Raw genomic sequence first — 18,579 nt, 5'->3', positions numbered from 1 at the left:
CGATGAACAGCATGCTTCCCGGCGACGGCTCGGCCGGTTCCGCGGCCGTCACCACCGAGCGCCTGACCTTCCGCGTACCGCCCGCCTTCTACGAACTCCCCGTCTACGAGAGCGAGGAGCAGGTCGGCCAGGCGCTGATGGAGCTGGCGCAGGACATCTATCCGCAGGCCACCCCCGAGCTCTGGTTCCAGTACGCGGCGACCCAACTGCCTCTGGTCGCCCAGATGATGGACGCCGGGGTCAGTTACGCCGGTTTCTGTCTGCTCGACCTCGACGGGCGGCGCAGCACGGCGACGGTGACGGCCGCCCTGCTGGAGTCCGTGCCGGACGGCCAGAGGATGACCGCGTCGAGCGTGGCCGCCGAGCTCGTGGGCCTCGGCGGGGACGAGGCCCAGGTCGAGACGGTGTGGCTCACGGCGGGCGAGGCGGCGGTCCGGTTCACCGCGGACGTCACGACCCTCCCGGCGGAGTTCACCGACTCCGGCCGCCCCGAGGACGTGGAGGTCGGGAAGATCGCCGTCTTCCTGCCGCTGCGCAGGGAGGCGGAGCTGGCGCTGTTCGAGCTCAGCACTCCGTGCATGCAGGACTGGGACCTGTACTCCGACCTCTTCTTCAACATCGTGAACACCGTCGAGCTGAACGAACCCGACAGGCCGAGCCAGGCGGCCCCGCTTCCGCAGCAGCCGGAGAACCCTCCCCCCAGCCCCCCGACGGACACGGCGAGCGGAGCCGAGGCCCCCCTTCAGGCGAAGTCCGTGCGAGACGTGTTCGGATGAACAGCGCCGACGGCACCGTCCCCGCCGAGGCCCTCGACCTGTTGCAGGTCCGTGGCGCGCAGCTGGCGACGGTGCCGGGCCTGGCCGAGAGGGCACGGACGATCGGTGCCGAGCGGGGCATCGACTACCTCGCCGACGCGCAGGTCGCGGCCATGCTGCACCGTCACCGACGGCTGCTGGGCCGGATGAACTCGAGCGGCGCGTGGGGCGGTCTGCTGCTCGTACCCGGAGCGGTCGGTGCGTGGTTCCTGATCGACACCGCCGACCGGTCCGCCTCCGAACCGGCGGTCGACGCGATCCTCTGGACGCCGGTGGTGCTCCTCCTGGCGCTCAGCGTGTACCTGCTGGCCCGGGCGTTCCGGCTCCGCCGCGTCTGGCTGCGCGGTGGGACCCGCGACCAGGTCAACGGGTACCTTCAGGTCTTGTCGGCGGCGGGACTCCCGCATCACGGACTGCCTGGCTGGCTGAAGCCGGTCACTGGAAAGAGATGGCGATGACGACTGTTTTTGGCGTGCACGCGCAGGCCGACCGGGGCACCACGGCCCTCAACCTCCAGAGTGTCATCAAGGTGCGAGGCGGACATCCCGTCTACGTCGCACGAGGCTCCTCGGACGACGGCACACCCGAGGGCCTCGCCACCGACTTCACCCTCTACGAGGACCAGGCGGGACAGAAGCCGTTGTGCGCAGTGGCCCGACGGGGCCGGGACGACGCGCTGACCGTGACGGCACCCGACGGTTCCGTGCTCGCCCTGCTCCGCCCGCCGGCCGGCGGACGCCGGTACGAGATGGAACTCCCCGACGGCACACGGCTGGTCGGACGAGCCGGAACCGTGGGCGCGTGGGCCGTGTACGTCGTCCTGTTCCCCCTGACGCTGCTCTACAGCGCGGCGAGCCTCATCGGCGGTTACGGCATCGACTGGCACCTCCCGTCCCGCACCGCCTGGCGCTCCGGCGGCTTCGGCCCCGCGCCGCTGAAGTTCTACGGCATCACCGACAAGTACAAGCTCCGCTCCTCCCGGCTCGACCCCCGCGTGGCCTACGCCCAGGCGGTCCTGCACTTCTGGTCCACCTGACCGCACGGCACGCGTACGGGCGACGGCGGCTCCCTCTCCGGGCGCCGCCGTCGCCGTCTCGGCCGACCCGCACCCCGATGGCTTCGGCCCGTTCCCGTGCCTCGGGGCCCACCGGGTCGCCGCGTCTTCGTACGCCGTCTGGCGAGTACTCCGGCACAGGAACAAAGAAAGGGACGGACCGCGTCTGCGGTCCGTCCCTCCCCACGAACACCCGGCTCAGCTCTCCGGCAGGTAACCCGTCTGCACGAGCTGCCCGCTCGACCGGCGGGAGATGAACTGGCCGCGGCCCGGAGGCATCGGCGCGGCCTTGATGTTGTTGAACACCGGGCCCTCCGACGGGTCGCCGGACAGCACGATGCCCTGCGCGCCGAGTTCCTTGATCCGGGTGAGGACCGGCTCGAAGGAGGAGCGCGAGGCGCCGGACGTGGTGCGGGCCAGGATGATCCGCAGACCCAGGTCACGCGCGAACGGCAGGTACTCCAGGAGCACCGACATCGGGTTGCCCATCGACGTGGCGACGAGGTCGTAGTCGTCGATGAAGATGAACGCGTCGGGCTCGCTGTACCAGGAGCGGTTGCGGAGCTGGTCCGGCGTCACGTCCGGGCCCGGCATACGGCGGCTCATCGAACCGGCCAGCGACTCCATGACCTCCTGGAGCTGCGGACCCGAGGCGCAGTACTTGTACATGTGGCTCTCGGGCACCTGGCCGAGCAGCGCGCGCCGGAAGTCCGAGACCACGAACAGCGCCTTGTCGGGGGCGTACCGCTCGGAGATCTGCTTGGCCATGAACCGCAGCAGCGAGGACTTGCCGGACTCGCTCTCGCCGTAGATGACGAACAGCGGGTCGGTCTCGAAGTCCACAAAGACCGGCGAGAGGGTGAGCTCGTCGACGCCGACCGCGATGCCCCGGCTGCCGAAGTCGCCGCCGCCGGGCAGCTCGGAGGCGTGCAGCATGGTCGGCAGCATCCGCACCTTCGGGGCCGTCGGGCCCTGCCAGGCGCTGTTGACGCTCTGCACGAGGTTCGCCATGCCGTCGGCGAGGTCCTCCACCTGCGTCGACCCGTCGATACGGGGGGTGGCGGCCAGGTAGTCCAGCTTCTCCGGGGACAGACCGCGGCCGGGCTTGCCCATCGGCACGTTCTCGGCCCGCTTGCGGTCGAACTCCGACTCCATGGCGTCACCGAGCCGCAGTTCGAGCCGGCTCAGGATCTGGTCGCGCAGCGCCGGCCGCATCTCGGTGTACCGGGTCGCGGTGATGATCAGGTGGACACCGAAGCCGAGACCACGGGTCGCGATGTCCGCGATGACCGGGTCGAGCATCTCGTAGTCGTTCTTGAACGTCCCCCAGCCGTCGATGATGAGGAAGACGTCGCCCCACTGCTGGTCGGGGTAGTGCCCCTGCGCCCGGCGGGAGCGGAAGGTGTGCATGGAGTCGATGCTCTTGGAGCGGAAGAACTCCTCACGGGCGTTGAGGATGCCGTGCACCTCCGCGACCGTACGACGCACCTTCTCCTGGTCCAACCGCGAGGCGGCGCCGCCCACATGGGCCAGGTTCTCCAGTGCGAGCATGCCGCCGCCGCCGAAGTCGAGGGCGTAGAACTGCACTTCGGCCGGAGTGTGCGTGAGCGCGAACGACGTGATCATCGTGCGCACGAGCGTCGACTTGCCGGACTGCGGACCGCCCACGATCAGCGCGTGACCGGCGGAACCCGACAGGTCCGCGTACATGACGTCACGGCGCTGCTCGAAGGGCTTGTCGACCAGGCCGACCGGGACGATCAGCTTGCTCTGGGCGTGGTAGCCCTCGGCGTGCAGACCGCGCTCCGGGCTGACGCCGAGGGCCGGCAGCACCTGGTCGAGGCTGAACGGCTCGTCCAGCGGCGGCAGCCACACCTGGTGGGCGGGCGGACCCTGGCCCTCCAGACGGCTGACGATGACGTCGAGGACGGTGTCGGCGAGCGCGTCGTCGATCTGGTTGCCCCGGGTCTCCGGCTCCGGCTCGGCGAGGATGCGCACCGGCACCGGCGCCGCGGTGAACAGCACGGGAGAGCGGTCGATCCGGCCGCCGCCCTGCGCCATCGGCCCGTTCGGCCGGTAGGTGCCGGACACGTACGCGGCCTTGAACTGCACCATCGTCTCGGTGTCGTACTTGAGGATGCCCGCGCCGGGGACGTTCGGCAGGTGGTACGCGTCGGGCACGCCGATCGCCGTACGGGACTCGGCCGCCGAGAAGGTGCGCAGGCCGATGCGGTACGACAGGAAGGTGTCGAGGCCGCGCAGCTTGCCCTCCTCCAGGCGCTGCGAGGCGAGCAGCATGTGCACACCCAGCGAACGGCCGATCCGGCCGATCTGGATGAACATCTCGATGAAGTCCGGCTTGGCGGCGAGGAGTTCGCTGAACTCGTCGATGATCAGGACCAGCGAGGGCAGCGGGTCGAGGGCGGCACCGGCGGCGCGGGCCTTCTCGTAGTCGGTGATGTTGGCGTAGTTGCCGGCCGTCCGCAGGAGCTCCTGGCGGCGGGTCAGCTCACCGGTGATGGAGTCGCGCATGCGGTCGACGAGGGTGAGCTCGTCGGCCAGGTTGGTGATGACCGCGGAGACGTGCGGCATGGAGCCCATGCCGGTGAAGGTGGCACCGCCCTTGAAGTCCGCGAGGACGAAGTTGAGGGTCTCGGAGGAGTGCGTGACCGCGAGGCCCAGCACCAGCGTGCGCAGCAGCTCCGACTTTCCGGAACCGGTGGCGCCGACGCACAGCCCGTGCGGGCCCATGCCCTCCTGCGAGGCCTCCTTGATGTCCAGCATGACCGGCTCGCCGTTCTCGCCGAGACCGATCGGCACCCGCAGCCGCTCGTGCAGCGTGCGCGGCCGCCAGGTGCGCGAGACGTCCACGCTCGCCGCGTCACCGATCTGCATGAGGTCGGTGAAGTCCAGGTTCGCCAGCAGCGGTTCGTCCGCGTCGGCGGCACCGAGGCGCAGCGGGGCGAGCTGCCGGGCCAGCGACTCGGCCTGGGCCTGCGACAGCACGTCGGGGACACCGGTGAAGACACCCGTGCCCGCCTCCAGCTCCATGGCCTCGGGCCACACCCGCACCGACAACGAGCCCCGCGCCTCGTCGAGTTCACCGGGCACCACCTCGATGATGGTCACGCCCTGGAGGCCCTCCGCCGAGGCGAGCACCGAGTCCGCGGGCACCCCGCCGCCGTCGAGGACGACGACCACGTGCGGCTGGTCCAGCACCGGCGAGCCGTCCCGGCTCCAGCGCGGGCGGCCCTCCAGCTGGTGGGCGATCATCTCCTCCAGCTCGCCGAGGTCGTAGCAGAGCAGACGACGGCTGCCGGCACCGTCGGACTCCTTGTGCTGCATGTGCGGCAGCCACTTGGTCCACTCCCAGTCCACCGCCGCGCCCGGCGAGGCCACGACCGCGATCACCACGTCCTCGGGCGAGTGCAGCGAGGCCAACTGGCCGACCACCGAACGGGTCTGGCCGTAGACCGTCTCGGCGTCGCCGGAGATCGTCACGTGGTAGAAGGAGCGCAGCCCGATCGCCAGCGGGAGTTCGCCCAGCGTGCCGTAGCTCGCGATGAACTGCTGCATCGCGTGCGCGGTCAGCGGCTCCAGCTCGTCCACCGGGGCGGTGTCGGGGGCGACCAGCGGGGTGGCGAGCTGCTGCGGGCCGAGGCCGATGCGCACCTGCGCGAAGTCCGGGTCCGTGGAACGGCGTTCCCACAGCCGCGAGCCCTCGGCGACCAGCGCCCAGAGCTGCTCCGGCGCCGGGTGCAGGTAGTACTGGGCGTCCCGCTGCTTGTGCACCGTGCGCCGCACCTCGCGACGCTTCTGCGCCAGGTACTTGAGGTAGTCGCGGCGGGCCTCGGCCATCTGACCGGAGGGTCCCTTGCGGGCCCGCACTATCTGGGCGACCAGCATGGCGACCGTGGACGCCATCATCAGCATGCCCATGATCTTCATGAAGCCCTGGGCGCCGGGCATGAAGAAGAACGCCGCCGACGAGCCCATGCCCAGCATGGGCAGCAGGTTCATCAGCAGGCTGTCGTCCTCGGTACGAGGGAGTTCGGGAGGGGACTCGAGCTTGACCTCCTCACTCGGCACCTCCGGCGGGTAAACCCGCGGCGGGCGCTTGACGATGACAACGCTCACCGATCCACCAGTCCTTCACGCGATAGCAATGTCGAACCGCCCCCGTCGTGACGGCCCCCGTATGTTCGTCGACTTCATGGGGCTTGGCCAACTCATGAGTCGGGCGTTGATCCTACTGTTCTGCGGGCCCCTTGAGCCGGGAGGGGATGAGGAGATGCCGCAAGGGGACGGTAGGGTGACGCTCCAAACGATGCGCGGAGCGGGTTTCGCCCTGGCAAACCGCGACGAATCACCGAGTACTGGACTAGGGGGAACCGTCAGGTGAGTACGGTTTCAGCAACCGGATTCTGCCGGGTCACGGTGGCGGCACCGAACAGCCGGATCGATGTGGCACTCCCCGAGGACGTGCCGCTCTCTGACGTCTACCCGGAGATCCTTCGGCTGTCGGGGCAGACTCCCGAAGAGGCCGCGCCCACCGGGTACAACCTCGTACGCAGGGACGGCTCCGTCCTCGACGACGGCCGCTCGCTCGCCGAACAGCAGATACGCGATGGCGAATTGCTGCTCCTGCGGCCATTCGCGGACTCCCTGCCGCCCGCCGTCTTCGACGACGTCGTCGACGCCGTGGCCGCTGCCGTCGAGGCCGACCGGCGGAGCTGGAACGACGGCATGATGCGCGTCGTCGGCCTGACCGCGGGCGCGCTGCTGCTGACCATGATGGCGCTGGCGCTCTGGTTCTCCGAGCCGCTGCGCCACGACATGCACGGCCTGCCCGGCGTCATCGCCGGCGTCACCGGAGCCGTCCTCGTCGCGCTCGCCTCCGTACGCGCGCGCGTGTACGACGACCACCGCGCGGCCGTCGCCCTCGGACTCGCCTCACTGCCGCACCTGATGGTCGGCGGCTCCGGCATCATCGGCCTCGACGCGGGCGAGGGCCCCGGGCGGCTGAACCTCCTCATCGGCTTCGCCGTCGTCCTCGTCGCCGCCGTCCTGCTCGTCCTGATGCTGCCGCAGAGCGACGCGCCGTTCATCGCCGCCGCGTTCGGCGCCGGCATCGGTGTCCTCGCCACCTTCGCCGCGATCGTCTCCGAGGCCGAACCGCGCGAGGCCGCCGCCGTCACCGCCGTCGTCATGATCGCCGTCATCGGCTTCCTGCCCGGCTGGTCCGCCCGCTTCTCCCGGCTGCCCATCGGCTTCCGCTCGCCCGACCAGATCGCCAAGCGCGGCCGCGCCGAGGACCAGCAGGAGCAGGAGCCGGTCGACTACCAGCTCATCACCGACCAGGCCCGCCGCGGCCACGAACTGCTGCTCGGCCTCGTCGGCGGCTGCGCGGTCGCCGGTGTCGCCTCCGCCGGTGTGGTGCTGGGCTTCTCCAGCAACGGCTGGGCCCAGCTCCTGTCGCTGGCGGCCGGCCTCGCCATGTTGATGCGGGCCCGTCTGTTCCTGTACACGTCCCAGGTCGTGACCCTGATGCTCTCGGGCATCGTCACGGTCAGCCTGCTGGTCCTGGGCCTCGCCCTGAATCCGCCGGCCGACATCATCAAGGAGCTCGTCTACGACCACAACAGCGCCCCGCTCGACATCCGCACCATCTGGCTGTCGGCCGCGGTGGCCCTCGGCGCCACGCTGCTGGTGGCCATCGCCCTGATCGTGCCGCGCAAGGGCGTCACCCCGTTCTGGGGCCGGATGCTCGACCTGAGCGAGGGCGCGGTCCTCCTCTCCCTGGTCCCGCTCTGCCTCGCCGTCCTCGACCTGTACGCGGCGGCCCGCGGCATGACCAGCTGAGGTCCCTGCGAGCGTCGACAGCGGCTGTCACCCACACGGGTGGCAGCCGCCTCGTCGTTCGTACGACGCCGGCGTGGGCCGGGGCACCGCTGCCGGGCTGATACCCTGGCTGATGGCCGTTTGTGTACGCACCCCCGGAGCTGATCGCTCTGGAGGCCGCGCCCAGCGGATCCCCGCCTCCCGAGTAACGGAAGCTCCCCTGAGAAGTGGACCAGGGGCACTCGGTGGCTACCCAAGAGACTACGAGGAGTACGCGTGTCGCTCGACGCCGCTACGAAGAAGCAGATCATCACCGAGTTCGGTACCAAGGAGGGCGACACCGGCTCCCCCGAGGTCCAGGTCGCGATGCTCTCGCGCCGTATCTCGGACCTGACCGAGCACCTCAAGACCCACAAGCACGACCACCACTCCCGTCGTGGTCTGCTGATCCTGGTCGGTCAGCGCCGTCGCCTTCTCCAGTACCTGGCGAAGAAGGACATCCAGCGCTTCCGTGCGCTGGTCGACCGCCTCGGCATCCGCCGCGGTGCGGCGGGCGCCAAGTAGGACGCCGTGAGGGGAGCGGTTCCCGAAACGATCGGGGGCCGCTCCCTTTGCCGTACGTGCTCACCGTACGTACGGAAACGTGCGCGGTGTCACACCCGCTTTGTAGTGTGGTAGCACAGCGCAGTAGCAAGCAGTACCACGAGGAGAAGTGCGCCTCGCCGCCGCCGGTCCTCGGTAGTGGCCCCCGGGCCTTGCGAACCCGGGTGCTTCGATCGAAGACCGGCCCGCACCAGATGGAGCGCTTCTCCGCGCAGGTCCCCCCGCCACACGGGCGGATCGGGACAAAAGACGATACGCAGACGAAAAGTAACGGAGAGCACCTAGTGGAGAACGAGACCCACTACGCCGAGGCCGTCATCGACAACGGCTCCTTCGGCACCCGCACCATCCGCTTCGAGACGGGCCGCCTCGCCAAGCAGGCCGCCGGCTCCGCCGTGGCGTACCTGGACGACGACACCATGGTGCTGTCGGCCACCACAGCTTCCAAGAACCCCAAGGACCAGCTCGACTTCTTCCCCCTGACGGTGGACGTCGAGGAGCGGATGTACGCCGCCGGCAAGATCCCCGGCAGCTTCTTCCGCCGTGAGGGCCGCCCCTCCGAGGACGCCATCCTCACCTGCCGCCTGATCGACCGCCCGCTGCGCCCCTCCTTCAAGAAGGGCCTGCGCAACGAGATCCAGGTCGTCGCCACCATCATGGCGCTCAACCCCGACCACCTGTACGACGTCGTGGCGATCAACGCCGCCTCCGCGTCCACCCAGCTGGCCGGCCTGCCCTTCTCCGGCCCGATCGGCGGCGTCCGCGTCGCGCTGATCAACGGCCAGTGGGTCGCCTTCCCGACGCACTCCGAGCTCGAGGACGCCGTCTTCGACATGGTCGTCGCGGGCCGCACCCTGGAGGACGGCGACGTCGCGATCATGATGGTCGAGGCCGAGGCCACCGAGAAGACCATCCAGCTCGTCAAGGGCGGCGCCGAGGCCCCGACCGAGGAGGTCGTCGCCGCCGGTCTCGAGGCCGCGAAGCCCTTCATCAAGGTCCTCTGCAAGGCCCAGGCCGACCTCGCCGCCAAGGCTGCCAAGCCCACCGGCGAGTTCCCGATCTTCCTCGACTACCAGGACGACGTCCTGGAGGCGCTGACCGCCGCCGTCAAGCCGGAGCTCGCCTCCGCGCTGACCATCGCCGGCAAGCAGGAGCGCGAGGCCGAGCTGGACCGCGTCAAGGGTCTGGCCGCCGAGAAGCTCCTCCCGGAGTTCGAGGGCCGCGAGAAGGAGATCTCCGCCGCCTACCGCTCCCTGACCAAGCAGCTCGTCCGCGAGCGCGTGATCAAGGAGAAGAAGCGCATCGACGGCCGTGGCGTCACGGACATCCGTACGCTCGCCGCCGAGGTCGAGGCCATCCCGCGCGTGCACGGCTCCGCGGTGTTCGAGCGCGGCGAGACCCAGATCCTGGGCGTCACCACCCTCAACATGCTCCGCATGGAGCAGCAGCTCGACACCCTCTCCCCGGTGACGCGCAAGCGCTACATGCACAACTACAACTTCCCGCCGTACTCCACCGGCGAGACCGGCCGCGTCGGCTCCCCGAAGCGCCGCGAGATCGGTCACGGCGCCCTCGCCGAGCGCGCCCTGATCCCGGTCCTGCCGACGCGCGAGGAGTTCCCCTACGCGATCCGCCAGGTCTCCGAGGCGCTGAGCTCCAACGGCTCGACGTCCATGGGCTCGGTCTGCGCCTCCACCATGTCCCTGCTGAACGCCGGTGTGCCCCTGAAGGCCCCCGTCGCCGGTATCGCCATGGGCCTGATCTCCCAGGAGATCGACGGCGAGACGCACTACGTCACCCTCACCGACATCCTCGGTGCGGAGGACGCCTTCGGCGACATGGACTTCAAGGTCGCCGGCACCAAGGAGTTCGTGACCGCCCTCCAGCTCGACACCAAGCTGGACGGCATCCCCGCCTCCGTCCTGGCCGCCGCCCTCAAGCAGGCCCGTGACGCCCGCCTCCACATCCTCGACGTGATGATGGAAGCGATCGACACGCCGGACGAGATGTCCCCGAACGCCCCGCGGATCATCACCGTCAAGATCCCCGTGGACAAGATCGGCGAGGTCATCGGCCCCAAGGGCAAGATGATCAACCAGATCCAGGAGGACACCGGCGCCGAGATCACGATCGAGGACGACGGCACCATCTACATCGGTGCCGCCGACGGCCCGGCCGCCGAGGCCGCCCGCACCACGATCAACTCGATCGCCAACCCGACCATGCCGGAGGTCGGCGAGCGCTACCTGGGCACGGTCGTCAAGACGACCACCTTCGGTGCGTTCGTCTCGCTGCTCCCCGGCAAGGACGGCCTGCTGCACATCTCGCAGATCCGCAAGCTGGCCGGCGGCAAGCGCGTCGAGAACGTCGAGGACGTGCTCGGCGTGGGCGCCAAGGTCCAGGTCGAGATCGCCGAGATCGACTCCCGCGGCAAGCTCTCCCTGATCCCCGTGATCGAGGGCGAGGAAGGTTCCTCCGACGAGAAGAAGGACGACGCCGACCAGTGACGTCCCGTGGCTCCAAGGCGACGGCCCGCACCTCCTCGGAGGCGCGGGCCGTCGCCCGTACCCAAACCCTCATCAAGGGTGAGAACGGCATCGGCACCGTCCGCAAGACCACCCTCCCCGGTGGCCTGCGCATCGTCACCGAAACCCTCCCCTCGGTCCGCTCCGCGACCTTCGGCATCTGGGCGCACGTCGGCTCCCGCGACGAGACCCCCTCGCTGAACGGCGCCACGCACTACCTGGAGCACCTCCTCTTCAAGGGCACCGCCAGGCGCAGCGCCCTGGACATCTCCTCCGCGCTCGACGCGGTCGGCGGCGAGATGAACGCGTTCACGGCGAAGGAGTACACGTGCTACTACGCGCGCGTGCTCGACGCCGACCTGCCGCTCGCCATCGACGTGGTCTGCGACATGCTCACGGGCTCCCTCATCCGCGAAGAGGACGTCAACGTCGAGCGCGGCGCGATCCTCGAGGAGATCGCGATGACCGAGGACGACCCGGGCGACTGCGTGCACGACCTGTTCGCGCACACCATGTTCGGCGACAACCCCCTCGGCCGCCCGGTCCTCGGCACGGTAGACACCGTCAACGCCCTCACCGCCGACCGCATCCGCCGCTTCTACAAGAAGCACTACGACCCGACCCACCTCGTGGTCGCGGCCGCGGGCAACGTCGACCACGACAAGGTCGTCCGACAGGTCCGTGCCGCCTTCGAGAAGGCCGGCGCCCTCACGAACCCCGACGCCACGCCCATCGCCCCGCGCGACGGCAGGCGCGCCCTGCGCACCGCGGGCCGCGTCGAGCTGCTCGGCCGCAAGACCGAGCAGGCCCACGTCGTCCTCGGCATGCCCGGCCTCGCCCGCACGGACGAGCGCCGCTGGGCCCTCGGCGTGCTGAACACCGCGCTCGGCGGCGGCATGTCGTCGCGTCTGTTCCAGGAGGTCAGGGAGAAGCGCGGACTGGCGTACAGCGTCTACTCGTACACCTCCGGCTTCGCCGACTGCGGCCTGTTCGGGGTGTACGCCGGCTGCCGGCCCTCGCAGGTCCACGACGTGCTGAAGATCTGCCGCGACGAGCTCGACCAGGTCGCCGAACACGGCCTCTCGGACGACGAGATCGGCCGCGCCATCGGCCAGCTCCGGGGCTCCACGGTCCTCGGTCTGGAGGACACCGGCGCGCTGATGAACCGCATCGGCAAGAGCGAGCTGTGCTGGGGCGAGCAGATGTCCGTCGACGACATGCTGTCCCGCATAGCGTCGGTCACCCCGGACGACGTCCGTGAGGTCGCCCGCGAGATCCTGGGACGGCGCCCGTCGCTGTCGGTCATCGGCCCGCTGAAGGACAAGCAGGCGGCCCGGCTGCACGAAGCGGTCGCGTAAGCCCTCCCCTTAAGGAAGCAAGAAGATGAGCAAGCTGCGCGTGGCGGTCCTCGGTGCCAGGGGCCGGATCGGTTCCGAGGCGGTCAAGGCCGTCGAGGCCGCCGAGGACATGGAGCTGGTGGCCGCTCTCGGCCGCGGCGACAAGCTGGAGACCCTCGCCGAGACGGGCGCCCAGGTCGCCGTAGAACTGACCACGCCCGTCTCGGTGATGGACAACCTCGAGTACTGCGTCCGCCACGGCATCCACGCCGTCGTCGGTACGACGGGCTGGACCGACGAGCGCCTCGCGCAGCTGAAGGGCTGGCTCGCCCAGTCGCCGGAGACGGGCGTGCTCATCGCGCCCAACTTCTCCGTCGGGGCCGTCCTGAACATGAAGTTCGCCCAGATCGCGGCACCGTACTTCGAGTCGGTGGAGCTCATCGAGCTCCACCACCCGAAGAAGGTGGACGCCCCCTCGGGCACCGCCTCGCGCACGGCCCAGCTCATCGCGGCGGCCCGCGCGGAGGCGGGCACGGCTCCGGCCCCGGACGCCACCGAGACGGCCCTGGACGGCGCGCGGGGCGCGGATGTCGACGGCGTCCCGGTCCACTCCGTCCGCCTGCGCGGTCTCCTCGCCCACCAGGAGGTCCTGCTCGGCGGCGAGGGCGAGACCCTGACGATCCGCCACGACTCGCTGCACCACAGCAGCTTCATGCCCGGCATCCTGCTCGGCGCCCGCCGCGTGGTCACGACCCCGGGCCTGACCTTCGGCCTGGAGAACTTCCTGGACCTGGGCTGATGCGCGCCAAGCTGTCCTACCTCCTCACGGCCGCCGTCCTGGTCTTCTACTTCGTCCTGGTCGGCAGCCGCGGCGTCATGCTGATCCAGTCCGGCACCCTCGTCACCGTCACGTTCGGCGTCGCGGTGCTGGTCCTGCCGGTGATCGGCCTGTGGTTCCTGTGGAAGAACACCCAGTTCGTCCGCAGGGCCAACGCCCTCGCCGCCGAGCTCGACGCCGAGGGCGGCCTGCCCGTCGACGAGCTCAAGCGCACCCCCTCCGGCCGGATCGACCGGGACTCGGCCGACGAGGTCTTCGCCCGGCGCAGGGCCGAGACGGAAGCGGCCCCCGACGACTGGCGCAGTTGGTTCCGGCTCGCCGTGGCCTACCACGACGCCCGTGACACCCCGCGTGCCCGCAAGGCCATGCAGCGCGCGATCGCGCTGCACGACGGCAGGCCCGTCCAGCAGCTCTGAGGTCCCGGCACGTCGAAGGGGGCCGGTCCCGACACGGACCGGCCCCTTCTTCGTCTGTCCTGCCGGATCAGCCCCGCGCGTGCTCCGCCGCCCAGGCCTCCACCGCGTCCGCGGCCCGGTCGAACGCCTGGCCGCGCGCGAGGAAGTCCGCGTTGTGCGTGGTCAGCAGCGGCGGCAGGTCCTCCGGCGCCCGGCCCTGCCGTACGAGGGTCAGGGCCTGGCCCTGCACCGTGCGCGGCAGTCCGAGCCAGCGCACCGGCTGCTGCGCCGTCCGCACGGCGACGACCTGCTCCCAGGGCACCGTACGAGTGACCAGGAAGCCCACCCGGCGCACCCCGCGGGCGCTCACCCACACCCCCATGCGCAGCAGCCGCAGCGCGCCGACGATGACCAGCACCGCGACGCCGAGCACCACCGCGGCCTCGGACGGCGAGTCGGTCAGCGCGATGATCACCGCGGCGAACAGCACGTAGGAGGCGAGCAGCAGCAGAACCGCCGCCACCCCCACCCGCCACGGACCGGGCCGGTAGGGGCGCCGCCAGTGGTCACGGTCGTCGAACGGCAGCGCGACGTCGTCCGTCGCCTCGAATGCGCGGTCGGCCGTCAGGAAGGGCAGGGGCACGGCGGTTCCTCACTCGGTCCATGCGTGGTCTGTGCCGGTGAGGCTATCCGCCGGGGTCCCCCGGGAGCCACCTTCGAGGCCCAATGGGGGTGCCTCCCACGCCATTCGGGGAGCGGGAGAGGGTCAGCGCCCCTCGGACGCCTGCGACTGCTGGGTCTGCGAGGGCGCCTGATCCTGCGACAGCGCCGGCATCCCGAGGACCAGGGACCCCACGAGTCCGGCGACGATCGTGAGCCCCAGCAGCCAGCGCCCGGCCACCTCACCGACGGACGCCCGCTCACGGGGCGGAGGAGTGACATTGCTGCGGAACCTGTCGGCTTCGGCGACAAAGGCGAACGGAACGGGTTCGCGCCGACGCAACAGCATGGGGGTACTTCTCCCTTCAGGGATGGAGCCAGGGATCGAGTCAGGCATCGAACGAATCGCTGCCGTCTGTACAGACGAGCGGTTGCCGCAAAAGGTGCCCGGTTTCGCCGACTTAACTCGGTCACGCCACTGAAAGTCCCGTTTGGCGGGTCGTAGAGTGGCGTCGCCACCGAACGACCTGGGAAGGACCCCCCGAACCGTGACCTCCACCCCCGACGACGATTTCAAGATCGAGCTGCGCGACGACGTCACCGTCGAACTGGTCAAGCACAGCGCGGCCGACTCCGACGTGCTGTTCGCCGCCAGGGTGTCGACCGTCGGAGAGCAGTCCCTGGACGAGCTGAACAAGGACCCGGAGCGCTCCAAGGGCCTGATCAACTACCTCATGCGGGACCGGCACGGCAGTCCCTTCGAGCACAACTCGATGACCTTCTTCATCAGCGCCCCGATCCTCGTCTTCCGCGAGTTCATGCGGCACCGCGTGGGCTGGTCGTACAACGAGGAGTCCGGCCGCTACCGGGAGCTCCAGCCCGTCTTCTACGTCCCCGGCGCCGACCGCAAGCTCGTCCAGCAGGGCCGCCCCGGCAAGTACGTCTTCGTCGAGGGCACCCCGGAGCAGCACGAGTCCGTCGCGCACGCCATGGAGGAGTCGTACCGCCAGGCGTACCGGTCCTACCAGGAGATGCTCGCGCAGGGCGTCGCCCGCGAGGTCGCCCGTTCGGTCCTCCCGGTCGGCCTGTTCTCCTCGATGTACGCCACCTGCAATGCCCGCTCGCTCATGCACTTCCTGGGCCTGCGCACCCAGCACGAGCAGGCGAAGGTGCCGTCCTTCCCGCAGCGGGAGATCGAGATGGTCGGCGAGAAGATGGAGGCGGAGTGGGCGAAGCTCATGCCGCTCACCTACGCCGCCTTCAACGCGAACGGCCGCGTGGCGCCGTAACGGGCGCCGGTCTCGCGCCGGGCACAGATGTGCGGGTCCACCGTGCGAAGTGTCCGTATTGCGGCATTTAGAGAAGTTCATCTAGCCTGATCAAACGGACCCGGCACTGCTTGAACCCCCGAGCAGGCAGTGCCGGGCTCCGCATTTGTCCGGACTTTCCGCTCCCCCCTGGAGCAGACCCCGCCCTGCGCAACGAGTAGCGTGTTACCCATGGCTCCGACCTCCACTCCGCAGACCCCCTTCGGGCGGGTCCTCACCGCCATGGTCACGCCCTTCACGGCGGACGGCGCGCTCGACCTCGACGGCGCACAGCGGCTCGCCACCCACCTGGTGGACGCAGGCAACGACGGCCTGATCGTCAACGGCACCACCGGCGAGTCCCCCACCACCAGCGACGCGGAGAAATCGGACCTGGTACGAGCCGTACTGGAGGCGGTCGGCGACCGTGCCCACGTCGTCGCGGGCGTCGGCACCAACGACACCCACCACAGCATCGAGCTGGCCCGGTCCGCCGAGAAGGCCGGCGCACACGGCCTCCTGATCGTGACGCCGTACTACAACAAGCCCCCGCAGGAGGGCCTGTACCGGCACTTCAAGGCCGTCGCCGACGCCGCCGAGCTGCCCGTCATGCTCTACGACATCCCCGGCCGCAGCGGGGTCCCGATCAGCACCGAGACGCTGGTCCGGCTCGCCGAGCACCCGCGGATCGTCGCCAACAAGGACGCCAAGGGCGACCTCGGGCGCGCCAGCTGGGCTATCGCCCGCTCCGGCCTCGCCTGGTACTCCGGCGACGACATGCTGAACCTTCCGCTGCTCTCCGTGGGCGCGGTCGGCTTCGTCTCGGTCGTCGGCCATGTGGTCACCCCGGACCTGCGCGCCCTGGTCGAGGCGTTCATCTCGGGAGACGTGCAGAAGGCCACCGAGATCCACCAGAAGCTGCTCCCCGTCTACACGGGCGTGTTCCGCACCCAGGGCGTGATGACGACCAAGGCGGCGCTCACCCTCCAGGGACTCCCCGCCGGACCCCTGCGCGCCCCCATGGTCGAGCTCTCACCCGAAGAGATCGCGCAGCTCAAGATCGATCTTGCCGCCGGCGGGGTACAGCTCTAGCACCAGACTTCGCGCGCCGGACGCGCAACCTGACTCAACAACTGAATACGCAGGCCACCGGTGCCTGCACACCACAACGACAACTGCTACACGCACGAACGTCACGCACGCCACGTGCCCCACCGGTACGTGGCGTGCGTGGTGAGGAGAGTCTTTTGAGTCATCCGCATCCTGAACTGGCCCCGCCCCCGCCGCTTCCCGAAGGCGGCCTGCGGGTCACCCCGCTCGGCGGTCTCGGCGAGATCGGCCGAAACATGACGGTCTTCGAGTACGGCGGCCGCCTGCTCATCGTCGACTGCGGCGTGCTCTTCCCGGAGGAGGAGCAGCCTGGCATCGACCTGATCCTGCCGGACTTCTCGTCCGTGCGGGACCGCCTCGACGACATCGAGGGCATCGTCCTCACACACGGCCACGAGGACCACATCGGCGGCGTCCCCTTCCTCCTGCGCGAGAAGCCGGACATCCCCCTGATCGGCTCCAAGCTGACCCTCGCGCTGATCGAGGCCAAGCTCCAGGAGCACCGCATCCGTCCGTACACCCTCGAGGTGGCGGAGGGACACCGCGAGCGCATCGGCCCCTTCGACTGCGAGTTCGTCGCGGTGAACCACTCCATCCCGGACGCCCTGGCCGTCGCCATCCGCACCCCCGCGGGCATGGTGGTCCACACCGGCGACTTCAAGATGGACCAGCTCCCGCTGGACGGCCGCCTCACGGACCTGCACGCCTTCGCGCGCCTGAGCGAAGAGGGCATCGACCTCCTTCTCTCGGACTCGACGAACGCCGAGGTCCCGGGCTTCGTCCCGCCCGAGAAGGACATCTCGAACGTCCTGCGGCAGGTTTTCGCGGGCGCCCGCAAGCGGATCATCGTGGCGAGCTTCGCCAGCCACATCCACCGCATCCAGCAGATCCTGGACGCGGCCCACGAGTACGGCCGCCGGGTCGCCTTCGTCGGCCGCTCGATGGTCCGCAACATGGGCATCGCCCGCGACCTCGGCTATCTGAAGGTGCCCCCGGGCCTGGTGGTCGACGTCAAGACGCTCGACGACCTCCCGGACCACGAGGTGGTCCTGGTCTGCACGGGCTCGCAGGGCGAACCGATGGCCGCTCTGTCCCGCATGGCCAACCGCGACCACCAGATCCGGATCGTCCAGGGCGACACCGTGATCCTCGCGTCCTCCCTGATCCCCGGGAACGAGAACGCCGTCTACCGCGTGATCAACGGCCTGACCCGATGGGGCGCCAAGGTCGTCCACAAGGGCAACGCCAAGGTGCACGTCTCGGGCCACGCCTCAGCGGGCGAGCTCCTGTACTTCTACAACATCTGCCGCCCGAAGAACCTGATGCCGGTCCACGGCGAATGGCGCCACCTGCGCGCCAACGCCGAGCTCGGCGCCCTCACCGGCGTCCCGCACGACCGCATCGTCATCGCCGAGGACGGCGTCGTCGTCGACCTCGTCGAGGGCAAGGCCAAGATCTCGGGCAAGGTCCAGGCGGGATACGTCTACGTCGACGGCCTCTCGGTCGGCGATGTCGGCGAGCCGGCCCTCAAGGACCGCAAGATCCTCGGCGACGAGGGCATCATCTCGGTCTTCCTGGTCGTCGACTCGTCCACCGGCAAGATCACGGGCGGCCCGCACATCCAGGCACGCGGCTCCGGCATTGAGGACTCGGCCTTCGCCGACGTGATCCCGAGGATCACCGAGGTCCTGGAGCGCTCCGCGCAGGACGGTGTGGTCGAACCCCACCAGCTCCAGCAGCTGGTGCGACGGACCCTCGGCAAGTGGGTCTCCGACACGTATCGCCGCAGGCCGATGATCCTCCCGGTGGTGGTGGAGGTCTGACGCACCGTCGGACATCCGTCCGAGTGAACGTGGAGCGGGGCGCCTCGATTTGCATCGAGGCGCCCCGCTCCAGTACGTTTACGGCTCCGCCCGAGGGGGAACCCGGCAGCTTCGCGCTCCGGAGCGAGCCTCCAGGGGGCGGGAATTCCGACTCAGAACATCTGATAAAGTCGGAGCCGCCGGAAAGGGAAACGCGGAAGCGGGAACCTGGAAAGCACCGAGGAAATCGGAACCGGAAACGGTCTGATAGAGTCGGAAACGCAAGACCGAA

Annotated in this window: 15 protein-coding genes; 12 read left to right on the top strand and 3 right to left on the bottom strand. The window is 69.7% G+C overall.

What is annotated here, in order from left to right; translation table 11 throughout:
- The first annotated feature begins 2 nt into the window (after positions 1–2).
- From ACIQJT_RS23930 to ACIQJT_RS23920, 3 genes are read left to right on the top strand one after another with little or no spacing between them, the layout of a single operon-like run.
- Positions 3–776, top strand: coding sequence for a hypothetical protein (locus ACIQJT_RS23930; RefSeq protein WP_402646553.1), 774 nt, complete (start codon positions 3–5; stop codon positions 774–776).
- Positions 773–1,273: a hypothetical protein gene (locus tag ACIQJT_RS23925; RefSeq protein WP_402646550.1), complete on the top strand. Its 501-nt coding sequence runs from the start codon at positions 773–775 to the stop codon at positions 1,271–1,273. Before ACIQJT_RS23930 ends, ACIQJT_RS23925 begins: the two co-directional genes overlap by 4 nt.
- Positions 1,270–1,851 (top strand): hypothetical protein, encoded by a 582-nt coding sequence (locus ACIQJT_RS23920; protein WP_402646548.1) that lies wholly within the window; start codon positions 1,270–1,272, stop codon positions 1,849–1,851. Before ACIQJT_RS23925 ends, ACIQJT_RS23920 begins: the two co-directional genes overlap by 4 nt.
- A 216-nt stretch (positions 1,852–2,067) precedes the next feature.
- Here the strand turns inward: ACIQJT_RS23920 and eccCa are convergent, their stop codons facing one another.
- Complete coding sequence (gene eccCa, locus ACIQJT_RS23915; RefSeq protein WP_402646545.1) at positions 2,068–6,006, bottom strand: type VII secretion protein EccCa; 3,939 nt, start codon at positions 6,004–6,006, stop codon at positions 2,068–2,070.
- A 261-nt stretch (positions 6,007–6,267) separates the two neighbouring features.
- Between eccCa and eccD the strand changes: the two genes are divergently transcribed.
- From eccD to ACIQJT_RS23885, 6 genes are all read left to right on the top strand, one after another.
- Complete coding sequence (gene eccD / locus ACIQJT_RS23910; RefSeq protein ID WP_365463142.1) at positions 6,268–7,731, top strand: type VII secretion integral membrane protein EccD; 1,464 nt, start codon at positions 6,268–6,270, stop codon at positions 7,729–7,731.
- Between the two features lie 255 nt (positions 7,732–7,986).
- A complete protein-coding gene (gene rpsO, locus ACIQJT_RS23905) occupies positions 7,987–8,274 on the top strand; it encodes a 30S ribosomal protein S15 (RefSeq protein WP_005479656.1) in 288 nt (95 codons plus the stop codon).
- Between the two features lie 323 nt (positions 8,275–8,597).
- A complete protein-coding gene (locus tag ACIQJT_RS23900) occupies positions 8,598–10,820 on the top strand; it encodes a polyribonucleotide nucleotidyltransferase (RefSeq protein ID WP_365463139.1) in 2,223 nt (740 codons plus the stop codon).
- Positions 10,817–12,196: a M16 family metallopeptidase gene (locus ACIQJT_RS23895; RefSeq protein ID WP_402646541.1), complete on the top strand. Its 1,380-nt coding sequence runs from the start codon at positions 10,817–10,819 to the stop codon at positions 12,194–12,196. Before ACIQJT_RS23900 ends, ACIQJT_RS23895 begins: the two co-directional genes overlap by 4 nt.
- Positions 12,197–12,221: 25 nt before the next feature.
- Positions 12,222–12,974, top strand: coding sequence for a 4-hydroxy-tetrahydrodipicolinate reductase (gene dapB, locus ACIQJT_RS23890; RefSeq protein WP_402646538.1), 753 nt, complete (start codon positions 12,222–12,224; stop codon positions 12,972–12,974).
- Positions 12,974–13,429 carry a hypothetical protein gene (locus ACIQJT_RS23885; RefSeq protein ID WP_402646535.1) on the top strand — a complete coding sequence of 152 codons (456 nt, stop codon included), beginning with the start codon at positions 12,974–12,976 and terminating at the stop codon, positions 13,427–13,429. The genes dapB and ACIQJT_RS23885 overlap by 1 nt, the downstream gene beginning before the upstream one ends.
- A 67-nt stretch (positions 13,430–13,496) precedes the next feature.
- Here ACIQJT_RS23885 and ACIQJT_RS23880 read toward each other — a convergent pair whose 3' ends face one another.
- Positions 13,497–14,051: a hypothetical protein gene (locus ACIQJT_RS23880; RefSeq protein ID WP_402646532.1), complete on the bottom strand. Its 555-nt coding sequence runs from the start codon at positions 14,049–14,051 to the stop codon at positions 13,497–13,499.
- Positions 14,052–14,174: 123 nt separating this feature from the next.
- Positions 14,175–14,414 carry a hypothetical protein gene (locus ACIQJT_RS23875; protein ID WP_365463332.1) on the bottom strand — a complete coding sequence of 80 codons (240 nt, stop codon included), beginning with the start codon at positions 14,412–14,414 and terminating at the stop codon, positions 14,175–14,177.
- 202 nt (positions 14,415–14,616) lie between these two features.
- Between ACIQJT_RS23875 and thyX the strand changes: the two genes are divergently transcribed.
- The 3 genes from thyX to ACIQJT_RS23860 all read left to right on the top strand — a co-directional run bounded on the left by thyX (position 14,617) and on the right by ACIQJT_RS23860 (position 18,308).
- Positions 14,617–15,357 (top strand): FAD-dependent thymidylate synthase, encoded by a 741-nt coding sequence (thyX, locus tag ACIQJT_RS23870; RefSeq protein WP_365463127.1) that lies wholly within the window; start codon positions 14,617–14,619, stop codon positions 15,355–15,357.
- A 210-nt stretch (positions 15,358–15,567) separates the two neighbouring features.
- Positions 15,568–16,467, top strand: a complete 900-nt coding sequence (dapA, locus tag ACIQJT_RS23865) for a 4-hydroxy-tetrahydrodipicolinate synthase (protein ID WP_365463124.1) — start codon at positions 15,568–15,570, stop codon at positions 16,465–16,467.
- Positions 16,468–16,622: 155 nt separating this feature from the next.
- On the top strand, positions 16,623–18,308 hold the full coding sequence (locus ACIQJT_RS23860; protein ID WP_365463121.1) for a ribonuclease J: 1,686 nt from the start codon (positions 16,623–16,625) through the stop codon (positions 18,306–18,308).
- Positions 18,309–18,579 lie beyond the last annotated feature (271 nt).

The sequence above is a fragment of the Streptomyces sp. NPDC091972 genome, from assembly GCF_044756385.1.
In the GTDB taxonomy this organism is placed as follows: Bacteria; Actinomycetota; Actinomycetes; order Streptomycetales; family Streptomycetaceae; genus Streptomyces.
This window is presented reverse-complemented; position numbering and strand designations above follow the sequence as displayed.